Annotated in this window: 18 protein-coding genes and 2 tRNA genes; 12 read left to right on the forward strand and 8 right to left on the reverse strand. The window is 68.6% G+C overall.

Features of this window, described 5'->3' with window-relative positions:
* Positions 1-477: 477 nt before the first annotated feature.
* Both FV233_RS04065 and FV233_RS04070 read right to left on the reverse strand, forming a co-directional pair.
* The gene (locus tag FV233_RS04065; protein WP_246689899.1) at positions 478-2,565 is read right to left on the reverse strand and encodes a tetratricopeptide repeat protein; all 2,088 of its coding nucleotides are present in this window, start codon (positions 2,563-2,565) and stop codon (positions 478-480) included.
* Between the two features lie 216 nt (positions 2,566-2,781).
* A tRNA-Ser gene (locus tag FV233_RS04070) sits at positions 2,782-2,871 on the reverse strand.
* Positions 2,872-3,038: 167 nt separating this feature from the next.
* Between FV233_RS04070 and FV233_RS04075 the strand changes: the two genes are divergently transcribed.
* Positions 3,039-3,112, forward strand: a tRNA-Gln gene (locus FV233_RS04075).
* A gap of 262 nt (positions 3,113-3,374) precedes the next feature.
* Here the strand turns inward: FV233_RS04075 and fabF are convergent.
* From fabF to FV233_RS04095, 4 genes are all read right to left on the reverse strand, one after another.
* Positions 3,375-4,670 carry a beta-ketoacyl-ACP synthase II gene (gene fabF, locus FV233_RS04080; RefSeq protein ID WP_147896688.1) on the reverse strand — a complete coding sequence of 432 codons (1,296 nt, stop codon included), beginning with the start codon at positions 4,668-4,670 and terminating at the stop codon, positions 3,375-3,377.
* A 133-nt stretch (positions 4,671-4,803) separates the two neighbouring features.
* The gene (locus FV233_RS04085) at positions 4,804-5,352 is read right to left on the reverse strand and encodes a TetR/AcrR family transcriptional regulator (RefSeq protein ID WP_147853383.1); all 549 of its coding nucleotides are present in this window, start codon (positions 5,350-5,352) and stop codon (positions 4,804-4,806) included.
* Positions 5,353-5,529: 177 nt separating this feature from the next.
* Positions 5,530-8,637, reverse strand: coding sequence for an efflux RND transporter permease subunit (locus FV233_RS04090; RefSeq protein ID WP_147896674.1), 3,108 nt, complete (start codon positions 8,635-8,637; stop codon positions 5,530-5,532).
* Positions 8,634-9,719, reverse strand: coding sequence for an efflux RND transporter periplasmic adaptor subunit (locus FV233_RS04095; RefSeq protein ID WP_147853385.1), 1,086 nt, complete (start codon positions 9,717-9,719; stop codon positions 8,634-8,636). Before FV233_RS04095 ends, FV233_RS04090 begins: the two co-directional genes overlap by 4 nt.
* Before the next feature lie 373 nt (positions 9,720-10,092).
* Between FV233_RS04095 and FV233_RS04100 the strand changes: the two genes are divergently transcribed.
* From FV233_RS04100 to FV233_RS04135, 8 genes are all read left to right on the forward strand, one after another.
* Entirely contained in the window at positions 10,093-11,409 is a 1,317-nt protein-coding gene (locus tag FV233_RS04100) for an O-antigen ligase family protein (RefSeq protein ID WP_147853386.1), read from the forward strand.
* 439 nt (positions 11,410-11,848) lie between these two features.
* The gene (locus FV233_RS04105; protein WP_246689902.1) at positions 11,849-12,496 is read left to right on the forward strand and encodes a glycosyltransferase family 25 protein; all 648 of its coding nucleotides are present in this window, start codon (positions 11,849-11,851) and stop codon (positions 12,494-12,496) included.
* A gap of 443 nt (positions 12,497-12,939) precedes the next feature.
* Positions 12,940-14,622, forward strand: a complete 1,683-nt coding sequence (locus FV233_RS04110) for a hypothetical protein (protein WP_147896675.1) — start codon at positions 12,940-12,942, stop codon at positions 14,620-14,622.
* Complete coding sequence (locus FV233_RS04115) at positions 14,619-15,020, forward strand: DCC1-like thiol-disulfide oxidoreductase family protein (protein ID WP_147853388.1); 402 nt, start codon at positions 14,619-14,621, stop codon at positions 15,018-15,020. The genes FV233_RS04110 and FV233_RS04115 overlap by 4 nt, the downstream gene beginning before the upstream one ends.
* Positions 15,021-15,225: 205 nt before the next feature.
* Positions 15,226-15,987 (forward strand): 5-oxoprolinase subunit PxpA, encoded by a 762-nt coding sequence (locus FV233_RS04120; RefSeq protein ID WP_147896676.1) that lies wholly within the window; start codon positions 15,226-15,228, stop codon positions 15,985-15,987.
* A complete protein-coding gene (locus tag FV233_RS04125) occupies positions 15,984-16,721 on the forward strand; it encodes an allophanate hydrolase subunit 1 (protein ID WP_147896677.1) in 738 nt (245 codons plus the stop codon). Before FV233_RS04120 ends, FV233_RS04125 begins: the two co-directional genes overlap by 4 nt.
* Positions 16,718-17,734, forward strand: coding sequence for a biotin-dependent carboxyltransferase family protein (locus FV233_RS04130; protein WP_147896678.1), 1,017 nt, complete (start codon positions 16,718-16,720; stop codon positions 17,732-17,734). Before FV233_RS04125 ends, FV233_RS04130 begins: the two co-directional genes overlap by 4 nt.
* A gap of 107 nt (positions 17,735-17,841) precedes the next feature.
* Positions 17,842-18,630, forward strand: coding sequence for an aldolase (locus FV233_RS04135; protein WP_147854065.1), 789 nt, complete (start codon positions 17,842-17,844; stop codon positions 18,628-18,630).
* 7 nt (positions 18,631-18,637) lie between these two features.
* On the opposite strand, the gene FV233_RS04140 is transcribed toward FV233_RS04135, so the two are convergent.
* Complete coding sequence (locus FV233_RS04140) at positions 18,638-19,921, reverse strand: lytic murein transglycosylase (protein ID WP_147896679.1); 1,284 nt, start codon at positions 19,919-19,921, stop codon at positions 18,638-18,640.
* Between the two features lie 236 nt (positions 19,922-20,157).
* On the opposite strand from FV233_RS04140, the gene FV233_RS04145 reads away from it, so the two are divergent.
* From FV233_RS04145 to FV233_RS04155, 3 genes are all read left to right on the forward strand, one after another.
* Positions 20,158-20,655 (forward strand): SRPBCC family protein, encoded by a 498-nt coding sequence (locus FV233_RS04145; protein ID WP_238259828.1) that lies wholly within the window; start codon positions 20,158-20,160, stop codon positions 20,653-20,655.
* 138 nt (positions 20,656-20,793) lie between these two features.
* Positions 20,794-22,206, forward strand: coding sequence for a pyruvate kinase (gene pyk / locus FV233_RS04150; protein ID WP_147896690.1), 1,413 nt, complete (start codon positions 20,794-20,796; stop codon positions 22,204-22,206).
* 84 nt (positions 22,207-22,290) lie between these two features.
* Positions 22,291-22,419 (forward strand): TFIIS helical bundle-like domain containing protein, encoded by a 129-nt coding sequence (locus tag FV233_RS04155; RefSeq protein WP_092042423.1) that lies wholly within the window; start codon positions 22,291-22,293, stop codon positions 22,417-22,419.
* Between the two features lie 56 nt (positions 22,420-22,475).
* On the opposite strand, the gene FV233_RS04160 is transcribed toward FV233_RS04155, so the two are convergent.
* A complete protein-coding gene (locus tag FV233_RS04160; RefSeq protein ID WP_147896680.1) occupies positions 22,476-23,663 on the reverse strand; it encodes a patatin-like phospholipase family protein in 1,188 nt (395 codons plus the stop codon).
* Between the last annotated feature and the right edge of the window lie 228 nt (positions 23,664-23,891).

The following is a 23,891-nucleotide window of genomic DNA, read 5'->3' on the forward strand; positions in this document are numbered from 1 at the left end:
AACTCCAAAATCGTTGCGGCAATAAGCACCATCCCCGGGCGACTATGTTCAGAATGTTGTTTGTTTTCGCACTTGGAGACGCCGTAGACCGTTTCCGTTATTGCTCTGGATATCATTCCCAGATTACCGCAAATCCGAACGTCGCCTCCTGACGCTCTGGTCCGTCACAGGCGTGCTGTCGTGAGCCATTGGCGGCCCGTCTGAACGACCAGCGAGTGCACGGCATGCGCTTCGAACAGTTCGATCTCAGAGCGCTCGCCGTTGAGAAGCATACCGGTTCGGCATCGGCGAACGGTTCGAATCCAGGACCTCGGGCCGCGCGCGCAGGCACTCAGCGCCACATAGGGTGACCGGTCCATCCCGATCATCGCTGCATTGCAGGACGGGAGGGCGCCTCGTCGCAATGCGGCCGTCACGCGGGACCGGAGACCCGGATCGTCAGCCGGCCATCGGAGAAGCCCGCTGCCGGCTGTGCCGTCAGACCTGCGCGCCGGACAGCCAGTCGCGCCACATGCCCCGGAACGCCGTCGCGACATCCTCGGCCAAGCTGGCGTGGTCCATGAGCGCGCTGCCATGCAGACGCTCGCGAAGGCCGTTCCGGATCGCGCGAAGGCGCTCCGGATTCGTCGCCAGGTCTCGGGCGATCGCCACGTAGGCGTCCTCGGTGTCGGCGATCAGATCGGGAAGGTCCATCGCCGTGAGCACCGAGACCCCGGTGCGTGCCGCCGCGTGTGCGCCACGCAGGGTCACGAACGGTACCCCCATCGACAGGGTGTCGTAGCTCGTGGTGCCGCCGTTGTACGGGTACGGATCCAGGGCGATATCCACCCTGTGGTAGAGTTCGTGATAGCCGCTGTTCACGCGCGGCTGGAAGTTCACCCGATCGAGGGGCATCCCGGCTGCGGCGAGGCGCTTATCGACCGCCTCGCGGACTTCCACGGTCCCGATGTCGCCCACCACCATGAACAGACGCGCGTCAGGCACCGCCAGCAGGATGTCGGCCCAGGTCTTCAGGGCCGCGTCGCACACCTTGGTCAGGCGGTTGAAGCACCCGAAGGTGATGTATCCCGCATCCTCGAAAGGCGCGCGCTCGCGGACGGGTGGCAGGTCGTCGACGCCCCTATAGGTCGCCGTGACCCGCGGCAGGCGCCAGAGGCGCTCCGCGTGCAGGGGCTCGGCCAGGCCGGGCGGGTCCGTGATCGGGTCGGTCAGGCGATAGTCGATGGCGGAGAGGCCGGTGGTGCCGGGATGCCCGATCCAGGTGACTTGGACGGGCGCGGGCTTGCGGGCGAACACGAGCAGACGGTTGCCGGCGCTATGCCCGGAGAGATCGACCAGGATGTCGATCCGGTCGGCCTCGATCCTGTCAGCCGCGGCGTCGTCGTCCAGGCAGGCGAGGTTGGTCCAGCCGTCGAACAGCGGCTTGAGCCGCTCGGAGACCGCGTCCTCGCTCGCGTGGGTCATGTAGGCCTGTATCGAGAAGGCCTCCCGGTCGGCGGCGCACAGGTACGGCTCGAAGAAGCGGACCAGCGCGTGGTTGCAGAAATCGCCAGAGATGAAACCGATGCGCAGCCGGCGCTCGGGGTCGCGATCGTTGGCGAAGGGGCGGCGGCGCAGCAGCGGATCCGCGTAGCGGCGGCCATAGGCCAGCGCGTCTTCGGCGTATTCCGTGTGCGGAATATCCGCAGCGTAGAGCTTTGCGAACAGGCGGTTGGAGGCGACGAACAGCTTCGACGGGTCGAGACCGAGGGCGCGGTCGAACGCCTCCACGGCCTCGCCCAGGCGCCCGAGGGCCAGCAGGGCGCTGCCGCGGTTGCTGTGCGCGCCGGCATTCCCGGGCTCGAGCACGATCGCCCGCTCGGCATGCCGCAAGGCCTCGCCGTACCGGAAGCGCCGCTGATAGACCCCGGCGATGTTGGCATGGGCAATCGCGAGATCGGGATCGAGTTCGAGAGCCTTCTCGAGCGCAGAGATGGCGCCGTCATGGTCGCCGCGGTTGGTCAGGACCGAGCTGAGCCCGCTGAAGAACAGCGGGTTCTTCGGCTCGCGGTAGAGCGCGATGCTGATCAGGTCGTAGGCCAGCTCGGGCCGGTTCGTCCGGGCCGCGATGGCGCCGGCGAGATAGGTCGCGTGGGCGTGGCTGTCGTCGAGGAGCAGAACCAGGTCGAGCAGGGCCTCCGCCGGACGGAACTCGCCCTGGTCGTAGCGGATCTGCGCCGCCGCGAAGGTACGCTCCATGAAGGCGGCGTCGAGCGGTTGAGCCTCAGGCCCGAAACCCTGCGCCTTGTAGCGCTCCAGGATCGCTCGCGCATCGGGCTGCCGTTCGACGGCCAGCAACGCGGTGGCGAGCGCCAGCCAGTAGCCCGGCCGCTCCGGGGCACCTCGCAGCGCCGCGACGAAATGGGTCACGGCCTTTTCGGGCGCGCGGCTGGCTGCGATCTGGCCGAGTTCGTAATGCGCTTCGGGATGATTGGGCTCGGCATCGAGCACGCGGCGCAGGCTGGACTCGGCCCGATCGAATCGCCCCGAGGCGCGATGGTCCCGAGCCTTCGTGAGGCTGCGCATGGCAGCCGCCCCCGACGCAGCACCGCGTGCCCGCCCGCCATACTGATCGAGCATTCCGCGCCCTCCCGTCGCGCGGAGATTGCGAATGCATCGTTAAGGCCGCGTAAATCTGGCCCTGAACAGCTTTATCGTGCGTATCGGACCACATCGGATCCGCCGAGCGAGCCAGTGCAACGTATGTCCGGTGTCGAGGGTCCACTTCGCAGGCAGGCACGGTGGCGGAAGGGGTGGGATTCGAACCCACGGTAGAGTTGCCCCCACGGCGGTTTTCAAGACCGCTGCCTTAAACCACTCGGCCACCCTTCCCGGCCGCGCCTGCGGCACACCGGTTATGGCGGCCCCGGGCGCCGCGTCAACCGCAGAACGAGCGGTTGACCTGTCTCCGCATTCCGCCTATCTCACCGCCCACGCCTGAGCCGACACGTCGGCGCGGACGTTGCTCGGTTGCGCCGACCTTGGGCCGACAGACGCGATGGGGGATAGTTTAACGGTAGAACGGTGGACTCTGACTCCTCTAGTCCTGGTTCGAATCCAGGTCCCCCAGCCATCGAATTCAGCCCGCCCGGTCAGTGACTTGGCGGGTTTTTCGTTGCCTGAATGCGCTCAGCAGCCGGTTTGACAACATGTGCAGGTTTGCCACCGCCTGCAGCGCAACGCGGGCTGACTTACGCGCGATACCGCTGGAACACGAAGTCCTTGTTCATGGTGCCTCGCTCCCCGGTCACAGCATCGTAGACCCCTTATTCCTCGGCTCAATTTAGCTGAGATTGGAGTAAGCTCCAAACACCCTGGTATCTCTCCTCGAAATATCAGTATCCGGACGTCAACTCCCGAACGGCGCTCATCCGCTTGAGGATGATGCTGGCGTTCACGCCACCGAACCCGAAACCGTTCGAGAGCGCGTAGTCCACGGTGGTGTGCCGAGCCTCCGGTCCGATGAGATCCAGGCCTGTCGCGCCCTCGTCGGGATCGGTCAGATTGAGGGTGGGCGGCAAGATTCCTTCGCGCAATGCCTGCACCGTGATGATCGCCTCCAGCCCGCCGGCGGCACCGAGGAGGTGACCGGTCGCGGACTTCGTCGAGGAAATGGCCGGTCCGTCCTCGGCGAAGACGGACCTGAGTGCCGCCAGCTCCCCCGAATCGCCGACCGATGTCGCGGTCGCGTGCGCGTTGACGTAGCCGATGGCGGCGGGCTCCAACCCTGCCATGGCCAGGGCCGTGGTGATCGCCTGGCGGGCGCCGCTGCCATCCGCGGGGCCGGCGGTGAGGTGGTAGGCGTCGGCGCTTGTGCCGTACCCGACCAGTTCGGCCAGCGGGACCGCGCCACGCGCCTGCGCGTGCGTCAGCGTTTCCAGCACGAGGATGCCGGCGCCCTCGCCCATGACGAAGCCGTCGCGGCTTCGGTCGAACGGCCGCGACGCTGTGGCTGGCGTGTCGTTGAAGGCCGTCGAGAGGCTGCGCGCGGCGGCGAAGCCGCCGAGCGCGACGCGTGTGACGCAAGCTTCGGCACCGCCGCAGACGACGACATCGGCCTCGCCGGCGCGAATGAGGCGCATGGCATCTCCGATGGCTTGGACACTCGCCGCGCAGGCGGTGACGGGAGCCCCGAGCGGTCCCTTGAAGCCGTAGCGGATGGAGACATGGCCGGCGGCCAGGTTGACCAGGAAGGCCGGCACCGTGAACGGCGACAGGCGCTGCGCACCGCGGGTGCGCACGGTCTCCACGGCGTCCGTAATGGTCTGGAAGCCCCCGATGCCGGAGGCCACGATGGTCGCGGTGCGGACCCGCTCCCGCTCGCTGGAGGGTTTCCAGCCCGACTGCCGAAGCGCCTGTTCCGCGGCCGTCAGCGTGAACTGGATGAACCGGTCCATCTTGCGGAGGTCCTTGACCGGGATGAGGGCGCCCGGATCGAACCCGTCCGGATCCTCATCCCGGGACGGCACGAGCCCGGCAACCTTCGCATCGATGTCGGGGACGAGGTCGTCCGGCAAGCGCCGCAAGCCGGATTCCGATGCGACGAGCCGGCGCCACATTCCTTCGACGCTGCAGCCGAGCGGGGAGACGACGCCCATTCCCGTGACCACGATCCGTTCGCGCATCTTCATCCTCTCGCGGAGTTCTGGGTATGCCGCGGACGGCGCACGGCACATGCGGATCCCGGCAGGAGCGGTACGGTCGCGCGTTCAGGCGAAGAGGACGCACGTGCGGGAGATGCGGGCCGTGCCGGCCTGGTGGACGTCATCCGGTGACGGCAGACTGCGCCGCCTGGATCAGTTCGCTCGCGAGAGCCTCGTCGTCGACCGCCCGCGCCAACACGACGGCGCCGACGATCGTCGACAGCGTCGCCAGGGACCGTTGCCTACGGCGCTCCTTGGCTGCCATGGGCGTCAGGCCGGCGAGGATGTCGGCCAAATACCGGACGCCGTCGGTGAACCGGGCCCGGACGGGGCTGCCGATCGGCTCGCGCGCGACGTCGTTCGCCAGGGCCGCGAGCGGACAGCCTTTACCGGGCGTCTGGACGTGCCCGAGGGACAGGTAGTTCGCGATGAGGTCATCCAGACTTCCGAGGCGCTCCTTGGAGCCCGCGCGCGCGCTGTCGAACGCCTCGGCGGCAAGGGCCTCCTTGTTGGAGAACTGACCGTAGAACCCGCCATGAGTCAGGCCGGCCGACGCCATGATGTCGGCCACCCCGACGCCGTGGAGGCCCCGTTCCCGAAACAGTGCCGCGGCGACCTCGACGACGCGGCGGCGGTTGAGCTTGGCCTGCTCTTGGGAAACTCTGGGCATGACCTGATCCTTCGGCGTTCCTGCTACCGATATAGATGCGTCTGATCATCTAAAAAAGGGCGTGACCGGTTACCCGTCGATGGGGTCCGGCAACCGAGCGGCGCGCCCGACGACGCGGATCGAGAATTTCGATCGACCGCGCCTTCGATGCAGAACGCGCGGTCCGCGAAGTCCGGGCTACGCCTCGGACCGGATCGGCAATGCGCCGGAGCCGGCGGCGGCGCTGTCCGTGCGGGGTTCCCGGGCCACCCGGAACCACAGGGCGTAGAGCGCCGGCAGGAACAGCAGCGTCAGGAGCGTGCCTACGCCGACGCCGCCGATCAGGACGTAGGCGAGCGCCCCCCAGAACACCGAGTGCGTCAGCGGGATGAAGGCCAGCATCGCGGCAGCCGCCGTGAGGATCACGGGCCGCGCCCGCCGCACGGTGGATTCCACGATAGCCTCGTAGTCCGATAGGCCGGAGGCCCGGTCGTGATGGATTTGATCCACCAGGATCAGCGTATTGCGCATCAGGATCCCCGACAACGCGATCAATCCCAGGATCGCGTTGAACCCGAAGGGCTGCTGGAAGATCAACAGCGTGGGCACCGCCCCGACGAGACCCAGCGGCGCGGTCGCGAACACCATGAACATGGTCGAGAACGACCGGACCTGCAGCATGATGACCGTCAGCGTCACGATCAGCATCAGGGGGAAGACCGCCACCAGTGCGTTCATCGCCTTCGCGCTCTCCTCCACGGCACCGGCCGTGTCGATCCGGTAGCCCGGCGGCAGCTTCGCCTTGATCGGGTCGAGGAGCGGCAGCACCTGCGCGTGGATGTCCGGCGGCTGCTTGCCGTCGAGCACGTCGCCCTGCACCCGGATGTAGGTCTGGCGATTGTAGCGCTTGAGCACCGCATCCTCGTTGCGGCTCTCCAGATGCGCCACCTGGGACAGTGGCACCTGGCGCCCGTCATGGGTGGCCAGCGTGAGGTCGCCGATCTCGCCGAGCGAGCGACGCTCCGGGCCGGGGCTGCGCAGGAGCACGTCGACGGAGCGCAGGTTCTCGCGGACCTGGGTCGCGGGCGTCCCGTTGAGGTAGCTCTGCAGTTGCTGGCCAGCCTCCTTCGGGGTCAGGCCGATCAGGCGCAGGCGCTCCTGGTCGAGGACGAGGTGCAGGCTCGGGGTCTTGTCACCCCAGTCCAGGTGCACGAGCCGCATGTTCGGGTTGGAGGCCATGGCCTCGGCGACCTCGGCCGCGATGCCGCGGATGACGTCGAGATCCGGCCCCACCACGCGGAAGGCGACCGGAAAGCGGATGGGCGGCCCGAACACGATCTGCAGCACGCGCACGCGCGCCTCGGGGAAGAGGCCGTCGCTCACGAGCTTGCGGACCTTGAGCCGAAGGGCGTCACGGGCTGCGGCGTCGGCGGTCTGCACCACGATCTGCGCGAAGGCGGGGTCGGGCAGCTCCGGGTCGAAGGACAGCACGAAGCGGGGCATGCCCTGGCCGATGTAGCTGGTGATCTCGCGCGCCTCGGGCAGCTGACGCACGGCCGCCTCGACCTTCTTCACGCTGGCCTCGGTGGTCGCGAAGGCCGCGCCCGTCGGCAGGGTCACCTCGACGATGAGTTCCGGGCGCTCCGAGTTGGGGAAGAACTGCTTCTCGACCTTGCCCATGCCGACCACCGCCACCGCGAACAGCGCCACGGTGATGCCGGCCGCCATCCACTTGTGATCGACGGAGGCCCGCACGATCCGACGCAGGCGCTGGTAGTTCCTCGTGGCGTAGATTGCCGCGTGGCCGCCTTCCACCGTCTTGATATTGGGCAGGAGCTTGACGCCGAGATAGGGCGTGAAGGTCACGGCCACGATCCACGAGATGATCAGCGAGAAGCCGACCACCCAGAAGATGTTGCCGGCGTATTCGCCCGCCGTGGAGGCGGCGAAGCCCACGGGCAGGAACCCCGCGATGGTGACGAGCGTGCCGGTAAGCATCGGCGCGGCGGTGGCGCTCCAGGCATGGGTGGCCGCCTCGATGCGGTCGGCGCCCTCCTCCATGCGCACCACCATCATCTCGATGGCGATGATGGCGTCGTCCACGAGCAGGCCGAGCGAGATGATCAGAGCCCCGAGGGTGATGCGGTCGAAATCCCGCCCGGTGACCATCATCACCACGAACACGGCCGCGAGTGTGATCGGAACGGCGAGCGCCACGACGATGCCGACCCTGAACCCGAGGGCGACGAGGCTGACCACGATGACCACGGACAGCGCCGTGAAGAACTTCACCATGAACTCGTGGATGGCCTCGTCGATCACCTTGGCCTGGTCGGTGATCTTCGTGAACGTGATGCCTGTCGGCAACGCGTGGTGGATCGCCACCTCCTCGGCGTTCAACGCTTCGCCGAGCTGCAACCCGTTGAAGCCGGGCTTCATCACGAGGCCGAGCATCAGGGCCGGTTCGCCGTCGTTGCGGATCGCGAAGACCTTCGGATCCTCGTAGCCGCGTTTCACCTCGGCGATGTCGCCGAGCTTGAGGCTGCGGTCGCCCGCACTCACGGGCAGGTTTCGCAGGACGTCCAAGCTGTCGATGGCACCGTCGAGGCGCAGGTAGACCCGGGGTCCGGCGGTCTCGACGAAGCCTGCCGGGGTCACGTCGTTCTGGTTGGCCAGAGCGGTCAGGAGCTGCTGGCCAGTGATGCCGAGCGTCGCGAGGCGCTGATAGGAGATCTCGACGAAGATCTTCTGCGCCTGCTCGCCCAGGATGTTGATCTTCTCGATCCCCGGCACCCGCAGCAGGCGCTGGCGCAGATCTTCGGCCTTCAGCACGAGGTTCCGGTGCGGCAGACCCTGGGCCTGGAGGGCGTAGAGCGCGAAGTAGACGTCCGAGAACTCGTCGTTGAACAGCGGCCCCATCACACCACGCGGCAGGGTGGACGCCTGGTCGGACAGCTTCTTGCGGGCCTGATAGAACTCCGACTGGAGCTTGGCCGGCGGCATGCTGTCCTTGAAGTAGACCTTCATCAGCATGAGGCCCGGCCGAACCGTGGTCTCGACGCGGTCGTAGTAGACGAGTTCCTGCAGGCGCTTCTCCAGGGGGTCGGCCACCTGCCGCTGCATCTCGTCGGTGGTGGCGCCGGGCCATGAGGCCGAGACGGCCATCGTCTTGACCGTGAAGGCCGGATCCTCGGCGCGGCCGAGCTTCTGGAAAGCGAAGAAGCCGGCGGCCGTCACCGCGATGATGAGGAAGAGCGTGACGGCCCGCTCGCGGACCGCCAGGGCTGAGAGGTTGAAGCCGGTCATCGGGCGACTCCCGTCAGGCTCGGGGGCGCTTGGCGCACGGTCTCTCCGGCCTTCAGGAGATGCGCGCCGAGCGACACGATGCGGTCGCCGGGGCTGAGGCCGGACACGACCTCGGCATCTTCCTCGGACATGCGGGCGACAGAGACCGGTTGGGCGGAAACCGTCTTCGTGCCGGCATCGAACTTCCAGACGGCCGAGCCCTGCCCCAGGTCGAACAGGGCCCCGAGCGGCACCTCGACCGAGGCGGAACGTCCGGTTTCCGCCGGCTTGAGCCGGAGCGTCACGGTCGCGCCCAGCGGCGCATCCTCGCCGCCGCCGGCGAGGATGTAGCGTGCCCTATAGGTACGGGTGGCCGCGTCGGCGGTTGCCGACAGTTCGCGCAGCCGCGCCGGATAGGTCGTCTCGCCCTCGGCGTAGAGCGTCGCCGAGGCGGTGCCCCGTGCCAGGTGGCGGCTCGCCTCCGGCAGGAACACCTCCGCCTCGCGGGCACCATCGCGCGCCAGCTTGACGACGGTCTGGCCGGCGGCGACCACCTGACCGGGTTCGGTCGGAACCTCCATGACGACGCCATCGGCATCCGCCTGGAGTTCGGAGTAGCCGGCCTGGTTTGAGACCTGGCTCGCCTGGGCCTCGGCGTTGGCGAACTGGGCGATGGCGGCATCCGCCGCCGCCTTGTTCTGATCGTAGGTCTGCTTCGAGGTCCAGCCGTCGCCGACCAGCTTGCGGCTGCGCTCCTCGTCGGCCTTGGCTTTGATCATCTGGGCGCGCGCGGCCTCGACGGAGGCCCGCGCCGCGTTGAGCGCCAGGGTGAAGTCGGTCCGGTCGAGACGCATCAGGGGCTGCCCGAGCCGGACGTGATCCCCCGGGTCGACGAGGCGCTCGAAGATCTTGCCGCCGACCCGGAAACCGAGATTGCTCTCCGTGCGGGCCCGGACGACGCCGGTGTAGCGCGCGACCCCCTTCGTTCCCGGGGCGACCTCGACGGTCTGCACCAACGGAGGTTCCTGAGGCACGGCGGTCTCGGCCGGCGAGCAGCCCACCAGCGCCGATGCGGAAAGCGCGAGCATCCATCTCACGTCCATGGCCCGCCTCCACATCGATCCGATCCTTCACAAAAATGATGGTCATCATCTATTGTGCGGGCGTGCTTTCGTCAATGGCGGAACCTGGATCCTGGCCGGGGCTCGGTTTGATTCACTGGTCGGTCCCACCCACCGGTCGCACCGACGCTGGCGAGCAGGTTAAAGTCGGTCCACGCCGACCACGGCGGCGTGCATCCGTCCGTCCCAAATCCGGGGCGCCTCCCTGTCGTCGGCGCGCAGCGCGGGGCCGGCTGGACCGGCCTACCTCGTTTGGCGGAATTGGACCGGCTGACGGTTCGCCTCCAAGCGAAGCCGTCGGGAGCCTCGGCCGAGCGTCGGCGCGGAGCGCCTGGGACGTCGAAGGCTGAGGGTGATGGCGTTTCGTCGAGACATGGCGGGTTTCGGACCGGACGAGACCGGACCGGCCTGGCTTCCAACCGGCGGGCTCGATGAGCATGGTGCGTGGCATGCCGCCCGCCCGTCGCGCTGCAGGCTCGGCGCGCACGGTCTGCCACGGCTCAAGCCGGCCGCGATACTCTGGGTCCTGCTGATCCTGCTCGCGCCGATCAGCGGGGAGCAGGTCAAGCTCCCGGGTCTGGATAAGGCGGTCTGGCTGGGCGCCGATCTGGCCGCGCTCGCCTTCCTGGTCTTGCGGCGCGATCTCGCCAGCACGCTGTTCGGCAGCCGGCCCGTCATCCTGCTCTGGCCGGCGCTCGCCGTGATGTCGGCGGCTTGGTCGCTGACCCCGGACATCTCGGCCTATCACGGCCTCCAGCTGCTCGCCACGATCGTGGCGGGGATCGCGATGCGCGCCACGATGGGGCTTTCGGGCGTCGTCAGGATCGTCTTCCTCGGGCTTTTGGGCGGGCAGATCCTGTCGGTGGTGCTGGGCGTTGCCGCCCCCGGCATGACGCGCGGCCTCAGCGGGGAATGGTCCGGGATCTACTCGCACAAGAACGTGCTCGGGAGCCTGATGAGCCTCCAGCTCCTCTGCGCCGCCTCCCTGTTCCTCCAGGGCTGGCACCGACTCCTGACAGGGGCGGCCTTCCTGGGCGCCGTGCTGCTCCTCGTCTCGTCCCATTCCGCTACTGCCTTGGTGGCCGGCGCCGTGGGGCTCTCCCCGCTCTGCGTGGTCACGGCGTGGCGACAGGGGAACCTGGTGACCGGCTTCTGCCTCGGGATCGCCATCGCGCTCGCCGGCATCGGCATCCTGGTCGCCGCGACCTACGGGGCGGACCTCTCGGCCAGCCTGCTCTCCGACCTCGGCAAGGACACGACGCTCACCGGCCGCACGATCCTCTGGCAGTTCGGCATGGATCAGTTCTGGCGGGAGCCCCTCTTCGGGATCGGATACAAGGCCTACTGGGAAAGTCCGATCACGACGGCGCCCTACCTCCACTTCACCACGAAGCAGAAGCTCTGGTTCTTCCACAACAACTTCATCGACGTTGCGGTGGCATTCGGCGTCGTCGGCCTGATCATCTTCACGGGCGTCTTGCTCGATACGGCGCGCCGCGTCATCTCGCACTTCGCCCGGTCGCCGGGCTATGTCGAAGCCTGGCCGATCCTGTTCCTCGCGCAGCTCGTCGTCTTCATCTGCTTCGAGTGCCCTCTATTCATGAATCACGGGATGCATCAGTTCCTGCTGGCGGCGATCCTTCCGGTCCTGCGGCAACGGCCGACGGCTTGACCAGGTGAAACCGAGGCCACCACGTCGCCGGCAGCAGGACGCGCAGCGTATGGTCCGGCCCGCGCATGCGGCCTTATACAGTATCACGCGAACATTTTTTGTGGATATGGGTCGCGCCCTGGGCGACAATTTTGCGATCGTCCGTTCTTTGCTCGAAAATTGATTTCCTGGCCTACTACCCCAACCGATTCGACGTATTTGTTATCCCGGAAAAGTCTGCAAGCCGAGACATTTGCTCATCGTGGAAATTTCAAACGAGGATTACTGAATTCGAACGTAAAATATGATTGCAAAACGGTTAACGTCAGCGCATCATTCCCCGTCGAAGGATGGTACAATGTGCTGCATTGCAATATCAATCCCGCGATTCCGCGAGAGACATGCTTATATTACGCGGCATCTCCATACGGTATGGGGGGCGGATTTCGAAATCCTCGGTATCGATGGATCTGTAGCGGGCCGTGACGCGTCGCCCGAATCCGATCTTAGCGCGGGACAGGTAGGCTGCGCCCTCTCGCACCTAGCCGCCTACGAATCCATGATCGATCGCAAGTTACCCTGGGCCCTCATCGTCGAGGACGACGCGGTATTGCCGTCGGACATCCACGACATCCTGGTCCGGGTCGAGGCGACCCTGCGCCGGGGCGACGTCGTCCTGCTCTACAATCGGCCGCAGCATCGCGCCGCCTTCAGCACCGTGAACGCCGACCCGATCGGCGATTACCGGCTGTGCCTGCCCATGAACATGGCCGGACTCGGAACGACGGCCGCCTACGTGATCACCCGGCAGGCGGCGGAAGGCATCCTGAAGGTGAACCGGCCCGTCGTGGCGGCGGCGGACAACTGGGAATACTTCTTCGATCGCCAAGCCATCGCCCGGGCCCGGGTGATGTCCCCGAACCCGGTCTCGATCAAGCCGTTCGAATCGACGGTCTTCACATCCGGGTCCCGGGTCGGCGGCTTCCTGAAGAGCAATCGCCTGTTCCAACCGCTGCTGGCGGCCCGGCGCCGTTTTCTGACCGCGCGCATGGCGGGCCAGACGGTGTTCGTCGACGAAGTCTCACCCTACTCGACGATGTCCCCGTAGCAGCGGCCGCTGCAGGGCCGTTCTCCGCAACGGTCTTGACCGCATCCAGTCGGCCCCTCGCGTGCGGGATCGTCGGCAACGATACGTCGGTCGATCCGGTGCAGCCTCCGGGTCCGACTTGCGCCGCTTGGGGCTCACTCAGTTCAGCGTTTTCAACGAACGCAGAGCGCCGACGATCCATTCGGATAAGCGAAGTACACGCCGCCGCGCGGGGCGGCTCGGATCCCGTGGCCGCCTCTCCTCCAGGGCCGGGGTGTGGCGGCCAAGCCAGCAATACAACCCAAAGACGTAGCCATACGTACCCGAGTTAACCCTTGGCCCGCGCCGGTACCATGGCACTCTGGCTGTCGAAGCGATGAGGGCCGCCGCCGCGCCCTCTGAAGCCACCCGGTCGCCGCGCTGCCGCTGCGGCCGCCATCACACTCCGGCAGCGAAGCGCGACGATGGGCAGATCTCTCTCAAGCTCGGATCCGACCAAGACCTTCCCGGTCCGAGAGTCCTGGCTGGCCGGACCGTTCTCGCTGGCGCAGGCCCGGCCGTATCTGATCCTGCTCGCGCAGATCACCGCACTCCTGATGGTGATCAAGCTGTCGCGGATCGTCGACGAGCGGAACAACTACTACATCATCGTGCTGCCGCTGATGCTGGCGGCCGCGATGCTGCGCCGGACCTACGCTGACGCCGACACCGCCGCCGTCCGGCTGCTCCAATTGATCGGCGTGATCTCCGGGGCCTACGCCCTCGTGCATTACCCGCTGTTCCCGGTGGTCGAGCATGGCTTCAAGGCGATGGCGACGCTGGGCGCCCTCGTGGGCCTCTGGATCGCCGCCGTGGCCTGCGGGATCCTGTGCCTGCGCTGGCCGTCGCTCGGCGTGGTGGGGGCGGCCTACCTGGTCTGGAGCAAGCTCGCCGTCAGCCGGGTGACGGGGCTCTGGCATGGGCACATTATCGACGTCGTGCCCCTGGCGGAGGTCAGCTTCTGCCTGCTGGCCGGTCTCGGCGTCGTCGCCCTCACAACCCGCGTGAGCGCATCGCCGAGCGTGCCCGCTGCCGCCAGGTCCGACATCGCCACCGCCAGTGCGCTGTTCTCGAAGGTTCTCATCGCCGCCGCGATCAGCATCCACCTCGGGAACTACTACTCATCCTTCCTGGCCAAGGTGACGCTGGATGCCGGCCCGACATCCTGGCTGCTCGCGAACGACCCCGGAAAACTGTTCAGCGTCGGCCTCGACAACAACCACGTCTTCTACGCGGGCTGGGCCTGGCCGGTGGAGGGCATGCGGGCGATCCTGAGCCATGCCGGACCTTTCACGAACACGCTCATCCTGGTCGGACAAGGGGCGGCACTGGTCGGCATCCTGATGCCGCGGCGCTGGCTGGTGGTCCTGCTGCTCGGCTTCGACGCGATGCACCTGTCCATCGTGGTCGTCATGGGCGCCAACTTCGCCCCATGGATCCTGCTGAACCTGGCGATCGGCGCCGTGGTGATCAGCCGGCACTACCAGCGGCCGCCGCTGATGGTCGGGGTGCTCTCGGTGCTGTTCATCCTGAGCGACAACAGCTTCATGACCCAGGCGCGGCTCGGCTGGTACGACACCGCCGCGAACAACAAGCTGTACTTCCAGGCGGTCGATAAGGACGGCGGACGCCACTACGTCCCGACGAACTTCTTCACCTTCTACTCATACCCCTTCGCCCACATGGCCTACGGATCGCCGGATGCCGAGACCGCCTTCGCTCTCGACAACCCGAATGGCGGAACCCAGGTCTACCGGAAGGTGCTCGCGTCGCTGTCCTGCGACGTTCCGGTCCTGACCGCCCGGGACGGCGCCGGGCAGGATCTCGCCAAGAACGAGATCGATCGGCCCGCAGTCGATGCCTATATCCGCGGCTATCACCGCCTCGTCGCCGGAATCGCCGACAGGCTGGGGTCGTTTCCCCATGCCTTCTACCCGCATCACTTCTTCGTCCCGCTCCAGCACGGCGCGAGCTTCGACGGCGTGGGCCTGCACGACATCGTCGCCTACATCTATCGGCGTGAATCCGTCTGCCTCAGCCTGCAGGACGGCGTGCCGGTCCGCCGGCTGGTCTCGGCAGCCGAGCATCGGATCGATCTGAAGCCATGACCGACGCAGCCCTCACGGTCGTCTACGACGGCGAATGCCCGTTCTGCAGCAACTACGTGCGCCTGATGGCCCTGCGCCGGTCGGTCGGGACCGTGGCTCTGGTCGATGCCCGCGAGGGAGGCCCGGTGGTCGAAGACCTGACCCGCCGCGGTTACGACCTCAACAACGGCATGGTCGTGCGCCACGGCCGGACCCTGTATTACGGCCCGGACGCCCTGGTCCTGCTCTCGACCCTCAGCGAGGACCGGGGCGCGATCGGCCGCGCCCTGTCGCGGCTGCTGCGCAGCCCCTCCCGCGCCCGCCTGCTCTATCCGATGATGAAGCTCGGGCGACGCGCGACCCTGGCCCTGCTGGGCCGCCGGCTCATCGCCCAGCCCGGATCCGGCCAACCTCACTGAGATCTGCGTTGCGCACGAAGGGCTGCCGGACCTCGGAGACGACTGCGCGGCATCGGCCTTGCTCGTGCTCTCACGCTTCCAGGCGGCCGGGCGCTCTCGACTTCTGAGCGTCGGCGGTGTGGAAGGAGCGTGATCCGGTCGCGATGCGGGCCGCCCTCCCGGCCTGCCTGCCCGGACCGGCGCGCAGCAGGAAGGGACGAGTCCGTTGGCCAGCGTGGACCTGAACTCCGATCTCGGCGAGGGCTACGGCGCCTACGCCTGCGGTGACGATGCGGCGATCCTCGGCGTCGTCACCTCCGCCAACGTCGCCTGCGGCCTGCACGCGGGCGATCCCGAGATCATGGCCAGCACTTTCGCGCTGGCGAAAGATCGCGGCGTGGCGGTGGGCGCCCATCCGGGCTTCCCCGACCTCTGGGGCTTCGGACGCCGCCGCATGCCGTTCACCCCGCCCGAGATCGAGCGGCTGGTCGCCTACCAGGTCGGTGCCGCCCAGGCGCTCGCAACTTACGCCGGCCACCGGATCACCTACGTGAAGGCCCACGGGGCACTCGCCAACCTCGCCGCCGAGGATCGTGCGGTGGCCGACGCCATCGCCAAGGCGGTCCGGGCGGTCGACCGCGACCTGGCGCTGCTCGCGATCGCGCTCACCGCACAGGTGGCGGCCGGCGAGGCTTGCGGCCTGGAAGTCCACCAAGAGATCTTCGCCGATCGCGGCTACACCGAAGCCGGCCTGCTGATCCCGCGCGACCAGCCCGGCGCGCTGATCACCGAGGCCGATGCGGCCGCGGACCGGGTCCTGCGCATGGTCGAGGGCGGGGCGATCCTCACCGCCTCGGGCAAGTCCCTGCCGACGCCGATCCGCTCGGTCTGCGTCCACGGGGATTCCGCCCACGCGGTCGCCACGGCCCGGGCGGTGCGCGCCCGCCTGGAAGGCGCCGGCGTGACCCTGGCGCCGTTCCGCCGATGAGCGACCCGGTGAGCGAACCACGGCTGCTCGATTCCGGCGAGGCTGCCCTGGTGGTCGAGTTCGGTAGCACCGTCGATCCCACGATCAGCGACAGGGTCCTGGCACTCGACGACGCCCTCGGCGCCGACCCGCCAACGGGCCTGCGCGAGCGCGTGCCGACCTATCGCTCCCTGATGCTTCACTACGACCCGCTGGTGCTCGACCGCGAGACGCTGGCGGAGCGGGTCCGGACGCTGGTCGCCGGGGCCGTCGCCCGCGCCGGCACGCCGACCCTCTGGACGCTGCCCTGCTGCTACGACGCTCCCCACGGCGAGGACATCGCGCAGGTCGCCGAACGCACCGGGCTCTCCGCCGACGCCGTTGTGGCGACCCATGCCGGCGCCACCTACCGGGTCTACATGTACGGGTTCGCGCCGGGCTTCGCGTATCTCGGCGGCCTGCCCGAGACCCTCGCGGTACCCCGGCGCGCGAGCCCGCGGCCCCCGCATCCGAAGAATGCGGTGGTGATCGGCGGCGGCCTCGCCGCGGTGGCCACGGTGCCGATGCCCACGGGCTGGTACGTGATCGGCGCCACCCCGGCCCGGCTCTACGCCCCGGAGCGCACCGAGAGCTTCTTCGTCGGCGCCGGCGACCTGATCCGGTTCGAGGCCGTGGACGTCGCGACCTTCGATGCCCTCACCGCCCGAGAGGCGGTGGGCGAGCCGGTCGCCCGCCGTGGGGAGGCCGATCGATGACCGCCCTCGTTATCGAGGCTGCCGGCCCCGGCGTGACGCTGCAGGATGGCGGCCGGCACGGCTACCTGCGCTACGGCATCACGGCCGCGGGCCCGATGGACCCGCTGATGCACGCCACCGCCAACCGCGCGGCTGGCAATCCCCTGGACGCCACCGCTATCGAGGTCTCCACCGGCGGCCTCACCGTCACGGCCGACGGCGGGCCGCTCGGGATCGCGATGGTCTCCCGGAGTTTCCGGATCACCCTCGACGGAGTTACGCTTCCCGACGCGGTGGCGCTGACCCTGGAGCCGGGCCGGACGCTGACGGTGCGCGCCGGCTCGTCCGGCGCCTGGGGCTACCTCGCCGTGCAGGGGCGGCTCGACGTGGCGCCGGTGCTCGGATCGACCGCGACCCATACCCGCTCCGGCCTCGGCGGCCTGGACGGGCGCGGGCTGGCGGCCGGCGACCGCCTTCCCGTGGCCGAGGTCCGGCCCGGCACGGCCTCGCCGCACCGGCTCCTGGCGCCCTGGCTCGACCGCGATCCGAAGGAAATTCGGGTCGTGCTCGGCCCGCAGGACGACTATTTCGCCTCCGATCAGCTCAATGCCTTCCTGGCCGGGCCCTGGACCGTCTCGCCGCGCGGCGACCGCATGGCCTGCTTCCTCGACGGCGCACCGCTCAGGCATGCCAAGGGTCACGACATCGTCTCGGACGGCGTGGCGATGGGCGCGATCCAGGTGCCCGGCAACGGCCTGCCGATCATCCTGATGGCCGACCGGCAATCCACCGGCGGCTATCCGAAGATCGCCACCGTGATCGGGCCGGATCTCGGGCGCCTCGCTCAGGCGCAGGGCGGGACCATGCTGTCGTTCCGGAGCCTCACCGTGGCGGAGGCGGTAACCGCGCGCCGAAACGAGCGCGAGGCGTTGCGGGAGCCGGTGCGGCGTGATCCGGTGGTCCGCACGGATTTCGCCTCCGATTTCCTGTTGGGCCTCAACCTCGTCGGCGGCGTCACCGACGGGCGGGCCTGACGGTCTGCACGCAACGGTGGTCCGCAGCCTGGCGCGAACGCGTATCATGTTGGGCTGCCTGATTCCGGCGGCCCGGATTCGAACCGAGAAAGAGAGAGCCTTCCCGCATGGCGCACGCCGTCACAGCCTCTGGCACGCCCCCCCTGCGCACCAACGAGCCCCTGAACGCGGACAGCGTCCGCCGCGCCCGCATCGACCTCTCCGCCTGCCTGCGCTGGGCTGCGCGCAACGGCCTCGAAGAAGGGATCTGCAACCACTTCTCGGCGGTGCTGCCGGAGCGTCCAGACCTGTTCCTGGTCAACCCCTACGGCCTGGCCTTCGCCGAGGTGACGGCGTCGAGTCTGCTCCTGTGCGATTTTCACGGAAACGTCGTCGAGGGCGACGGCCAGCCTGAGGCGACGGCCTTCCATATCCATGCCGAGCTGCACCGGCTGAAGCCGAACGCCCGGGCCGCCTTCCACACCCACATGCCCTACGCGACGGCGCTCGCCATGCTGGAGGGGCAGCCGCTGCTCTGGGCCGGGCAGACCGCCCTGCGCTTCTACGGCCGCATCGCCGTGGATGAGGATTACAACGGGCTGGCACTCGATTCGAGCGAGGGCGAACGGATCGCCCGGAGTGCCGGCGAGGCCGACGTGGTGTTCCTGAAGAACCACGGCGTCATGGTGCTGGGCGAGACCATCGCGGAGGCCTGGGACGACCTCTACTACCTGGAGCGCGCCGCCCAGGCGCAGGTGCTCGCCATGAGCACGGGCCGCGCCCTCAAGATCGTCCCCGAGGCGATCGTGAAGCACGTGGCCGCGCAGGAGGCGGCCGGCCGCGCCGAGAGCGCGCGCCTGCACCTCGAAAGCGTCAAGCGGGTGCTGGCCCGGGACGAGCCGGCCTTCCTGGCCTGAACGTCCGTCACGGCGCTGCGCGGATGCGGTCAAGCAGCACCGCGTCGGCGTAGCCATCCGCCGGCAGACCCTGCGAGCCCTGGTAGGCCCGCAGGGCCGCCCGGGTCTTCGGGCCGATCTTCCCGTCGACGCCGCCGGTGGCGTAGCCGCGCTCGATCAGCCGGGTCTGGAGGTCGCGGCGTTCGTCCCCGGTGAGCGGCCGGTCGCCCCGGGGCCAGTCGCGCGACAGACCCGGATCGCCGCGCAGGCGGTCCGACAGCAGCGCCACGGTCAGGCCGTAGGCCAACGCCGTGTTGTAACGCAGGATCACGGAGAAGTTCGGTCGGAGCAGGAAGGCGGGCCCGCGGAGTCCCGCGGGCAGGATCAGGGTCGCCGTCGCGGCCTCGTCCGGGAAGGGGCGATCCCGTGTGGGCTTCACGCCGAGGTCCCGCCACGCCGCAAGGCTGCGCGGCGTAATCTCGTCGGCGAGCGCGGCGTCGAACCCGTCCGGCAGCACCACCTCATAGCCCCAGCCCTCGCCGGTTCGCCAGCCGTGATCGCGCAGGTAATTCGCCGTGGAAGCGAGCGCGTCCGGGGCCGAGGTCCAGATGTCCCGCTTCCCGTCGCCGTCGAAATCCACCGCGTAGCGCTGGTAGACGCTGGGCATGAACTGGGTATGGCCCATCGCGCCGGCCCAGGACCCGGTCAGGCCGCCGGGCATGCGGTCGAGGGGCGCCTCGCCGCGGGCGACGATCTGCAGGGCGGCGGTCAGCTCGTCGCGCCAGTAGGACGCCCGGGTGGGGTCCCCGCAGCTGAGCGTCGCGAGCGCGCGCACCACGGGCCGCACCACGGCGCTGTTGTCGAGCACGGCGCCGTAGCTCGATTCGACGCCCCAGAAGGCCATCAGGGTGTAGCGGTCGACGCCGTACTGAGCCTCGATGGCCGCCAGCGGCGCCGCCAGTTCCACGAGCTTGCGCTGACCGGCCTCGATCCGCGCCGGAGTCACGCTGGCTTCGATGTAGTCCCAGATCGGCCGGACGAACTCACCCTGATTCTGCGTTGCGGCCAGCACGTCCGGGTCGGGCTGCAGGTCGCCCAGTTGCGCCTGCGCGACGGCTTGTGGGACTTCGTGCGCGGCAGCCCAGGCGATGAGGTCGGTGCGGCAGGTTTCGAAGGACGGGGTCGGCACGGACGACGGGACCGCCTCCGGTGCCGCGACGGCCAGCGCCGGAGCCAGCGCCAGGCCTGCGATCCCAAGCTTGAGAGCGCGAAAGCCCGTATGCCTGCCTCGCTGCGATGTGGAAGCCGACATGATGCGATCGTCCAACGGCGTCTCCGGCTCCAAGCCTGACATGCAGCTCAGATCAAACGCTGATCCGCCGTCATTGCGCGCGCAGCGACGAATCCCGTCGAGCAAGCCACCGGCTCGACCCAACCGTCTTACCGGCTGAGCCGGGCGGTTTCCAGGGATCGGCGGCCGGTGTCCGCATGGGCTTCGTTCGGCAGGCGCCCTACTTCCAACCTGCGACATCCGGCGGAGGCCCCATCGTGAAGCGACCCACCCCGTGGGCGATCTGCGCAGCAGGCCTGCTGGCGGCCGGCCCGGCCTGCGCCCTCGAAGTCACCCGCAGCCGCGACATCCCGGCACCGCCCGCCGCGGTCTGGGCGCTGATCGGCGATTTCTGCGCGATCGGCCTGTGGCACCCGCAGGTCGAACGCTGCATCCTGTCGCGCGAGGACGACGACGACGGCATCCGCGCACAGATCCGCGGCCTGGTGGCGAAGGGCGGCCTCGGTACGATCGTCGAGGTCGAGACCGCCCGCGACGAGGCGGCCATGAGCTACAGCTACAGCTTCATCCAGGGCCCGCTGCCGGTGCGCGCCTACAACGCGACCCTGGCGGTCCGCCCGAACGGCGCGGGCTCCACGGTGGTCTGGACCGCGACCTTCGACGCCGAGGGCATGAGCGACGCCGACGCCCTCAAGGATATCACCGGCATCTATGATGACGGGCTCGCCGGCATCGCCCGGGAGGTCGCCAGGTAGGAGACGGTCCGAGCGGCGAATTTATCCGGACCGCCAGAAAACGCTCGCCTCCGTGCTCATCCTTACCAATGTGGGGGCCATCGGCGGGCCCGATCGCCCGGCCGATTCCCGGAGATCGTCTTCATGGCAGAGGCCCGCATGCGCCGTCACCGCCACGCCAAGATCGTCGCCACCGTCGGCCCGGCCAGTTCGGCACCCGACCGATTGCGCGACTTGTTCCTCGCCGGCGTCGACACCTTCCGGCTCAACTTCAGCCACGGCGTGCAGGACGACCACGCCAAGGTCCACGCGGCGATCCGCGCCCTCGAGCGGGAGGTCGGCCGCCCGATCGGCATCCTGCAGGACCTGCAGGGACCGAAGATCCGCATCGGCACGCTGCAGGGCGGACGCCAGGATCTCGTCGCCGGGGAGACGATCCGCTTCGTCCTCGAGGGGGCCGAGGGCGACAAGCAGGCGATCCCGCTCCACCACCCGGAAATCTTCACCGCGGTGGTGCCCGGACAGGAACTCCTGATCGACGACGGGCGGGTGCGGGTCCGCGTCCTCGGGCCGGATCGACACGCGATCACCGCCGAGGTGATCACGGGCGGCGTCATCTCGAACCGCAAGGGTGTCAACCTGCCGGGAACGCTCCTGGACCTGTCGCCTCTCACCGAGAAGGACCGTGCGGACCTCGCCTTTGGGCTCGACCTCGGCGTCGACTGGGTCGCCCTGTCCTTCGTCCAGAAGCCGTCCGACCTGATCGAGGCGCGCGGGATCATCGGCGACCGGGCCGGTATCATGTCGAAGATCGAGAAGCCGCAGGCGCTGGAGCGGATCGACGACATCATCCGGCTTTCGGATGCCGTGATGGTCGCCCGGGGCGATCTCGGCGTCGAGATCCCGCACGAGGACGTGCCCGGGCGGCAGAAGGAGTTGATCCGCGCCTGTCGGCTCGCCGTGAAGCCCGTGATCGTGGCGACCCAGATGCTCGACTCGATGGTCCAGGCCCCCGCCCCGACCCGCGCCGAGGCGTCGGATGTCGCGACGGCGATCTACGACGGCGCCGACGCGGTGATGTTGTCGGCGGAATCGGCCACCGGCAAGTACCCGGTCGAGGCCGTGTCGATGATGGACCGGATCATCCGCAGCGTGGAGGGGCACAAGCTCTACCACTCGATCGTGGCGGCCTCCGAGCCCGGCGAGGAGGAGACCCCGCCCCATGCCGTGGCCACCGCCACCGCGGACCTGGCCGAGGCGGTGCGCGCCAGTGCGATCGTGACCTACACCACCAGCGGGACGACGGCCGCCCGGGTCGCGCGCAAGCGCCCCGCCTCGTCGATCCTGGCGCTGACCCCGAGTCTCGCCACCTCGCGGCGCCTGTGCCTGCTCTGGGGGGCACACAGCGTCCTCACCGACGACGTCGATTCCTACGAGGAGATGACCGCCAAAGCAGGCGAGTACGCGCGGGCGGAAGGTTTCGCCAAGCCGAACGACATCATCGTCGTGACGGCCGGCATCCCGTTCCACACTGTTGGGAACACCAACAACATCCGGCTGATGCAGGTCTGACGCCGTTCAGCGGGGAACGCCGCGCGCGCATCGCCCGTTAATGGGCAAGCTGCGCCGTTTTGGCGCGAACGCCGGGAGAGACCCATGAGCCTGATCGGACGCATCGTCACCAAGCTTCTCGGCAACGAGAACCGCCCCCTCGACCGCGACGACCGGAACGCCAGCACCGCGACGCCGATCGGTCGCCTGGTCACCAAGATCCTGGGCAAGTAACCTCAGTCGCCGCGCCGCGCGCCCGCTCGGGTGCGCGGCGTTGCTGTTCGCATCCGTCAGTTCGCGACCGCCGCCGCGGTCTGCTTGAGCGTCGGCGAGGCCGGGATGGTGTGCTGCCAGAAGGTGCCGGTCCGGCCCTTTTCGAGACCCTCCTGATAGAGGGCCCGCATGTAGGCGGTGTCGAAGCCTTTCGCGGCTGAGGCCTTCGGGCCGTTCTCGTCGATATAGGTGAGGTTGAAGCTCATCCCGTTGCTGCGGGCCAGCGCGTAGGTCGCGGTCAGCGTGGCGCGTGAGCGGGCGCGGCTCGCCGTCGTGAACGAGCGCTCGACGATGGACAGGGTGTTGTCCTTCGTCACTTCGAAGTCCGGCTCCAGCCGGCCGTTGATCACCACGTAGATGTTGGCCTTGCCGCCGGTGCGGATCTTCCCGTCGCGCAGCAGAAGCGTCTGCGGCAGCGTGAACACCGGGGTGACCACGGACCCGTCGACATGCATTTCCTGGAACCGCGCGTCGGCGGCGGTCACGTCGATCATCTGCGGCGGGAACACCGCCGGGACGCTGGCGGAGGCGGCCAGCACGTCGCGGAACAGATCGAGGGCGTTCGGCGCACCGCTCGACGCGATGGCGCCCATGTTCCAGATCACCGAGCGCTGCGAATCGAGGTTGGTCGTTACGACCATGAGGCGGCGCCCCTTGGCGTGCTCCTCGGCGATGGCGGTGAGCAGTTCCGGGGTGACGTAGCGGGCGATCAGGTTGCGCAGGCGCCCGTCGCCGAACAGGCCGGAGCCGAACAGGATGTTTGAGATGCTGGGCGACGTCACGAGTTCGCCGGCCACGCCGCTGGTGTAGAACTCGGTCAGGTACGCGTCGTAGACCGGCCCCAGGAACGCGAAGGGGGCGATCAGCGCCCCGGTCGACACGCCGGAGACCAGCGTGAATTCCGGGCGCGTGCCCGAGGCTGTCCAGCCGTTCAGGACGCCGGCCCCGTAGGCGCCGTCGCCGCCGCCGCCCGACAGCGCCAGATAGTTGAAGCCCGCGGAACGGCGCAGCGGATTGCCGGCGAGTTCGGCGATCGTATCGACCGATGCGTCGGCGTAGACGCGCGCGCCCGGTATCCCGGGCACGCTGGCGAGCGCCGCCTGCTCGGCGGTGTAGGCGGTGCGCGGGACGCTGCCGCAGGCCGCGACCTGGCCGGCCAGCCCGAGCGCGAGCAACACGCGCAGACCCCCCTGACGGTAACCCATCGTCCTCACCTCGGAAAACAGCAACGCTTGCCCCTTCTGCCACAAGGAAGCAGCTCGGCCGTGACCTCGTTCCGGCTAAGCTTAGCATTCGGTACGATTGTGATGCGATTACGTCGGCCTGTGACGCCCGCGACACGTGACGTCGGGGTGCGCGACGCCCCCCGGCGGCGGTAACCACCTTCCGAGGCCGACCGGTCATTGCCGGTGGACAGGGGGCGACTCGGGCAA

This window comes from Methylobacterium sp. WL7, assembly GCF_008040085.1.
Taxonomy (GTDB): Bacteria; Pseudomonadota; Alphaproteobacteria; order Rhizobiales; family Beijerinckiaceae; genus Methylobacterium; species Methylobacterium mesophilicum.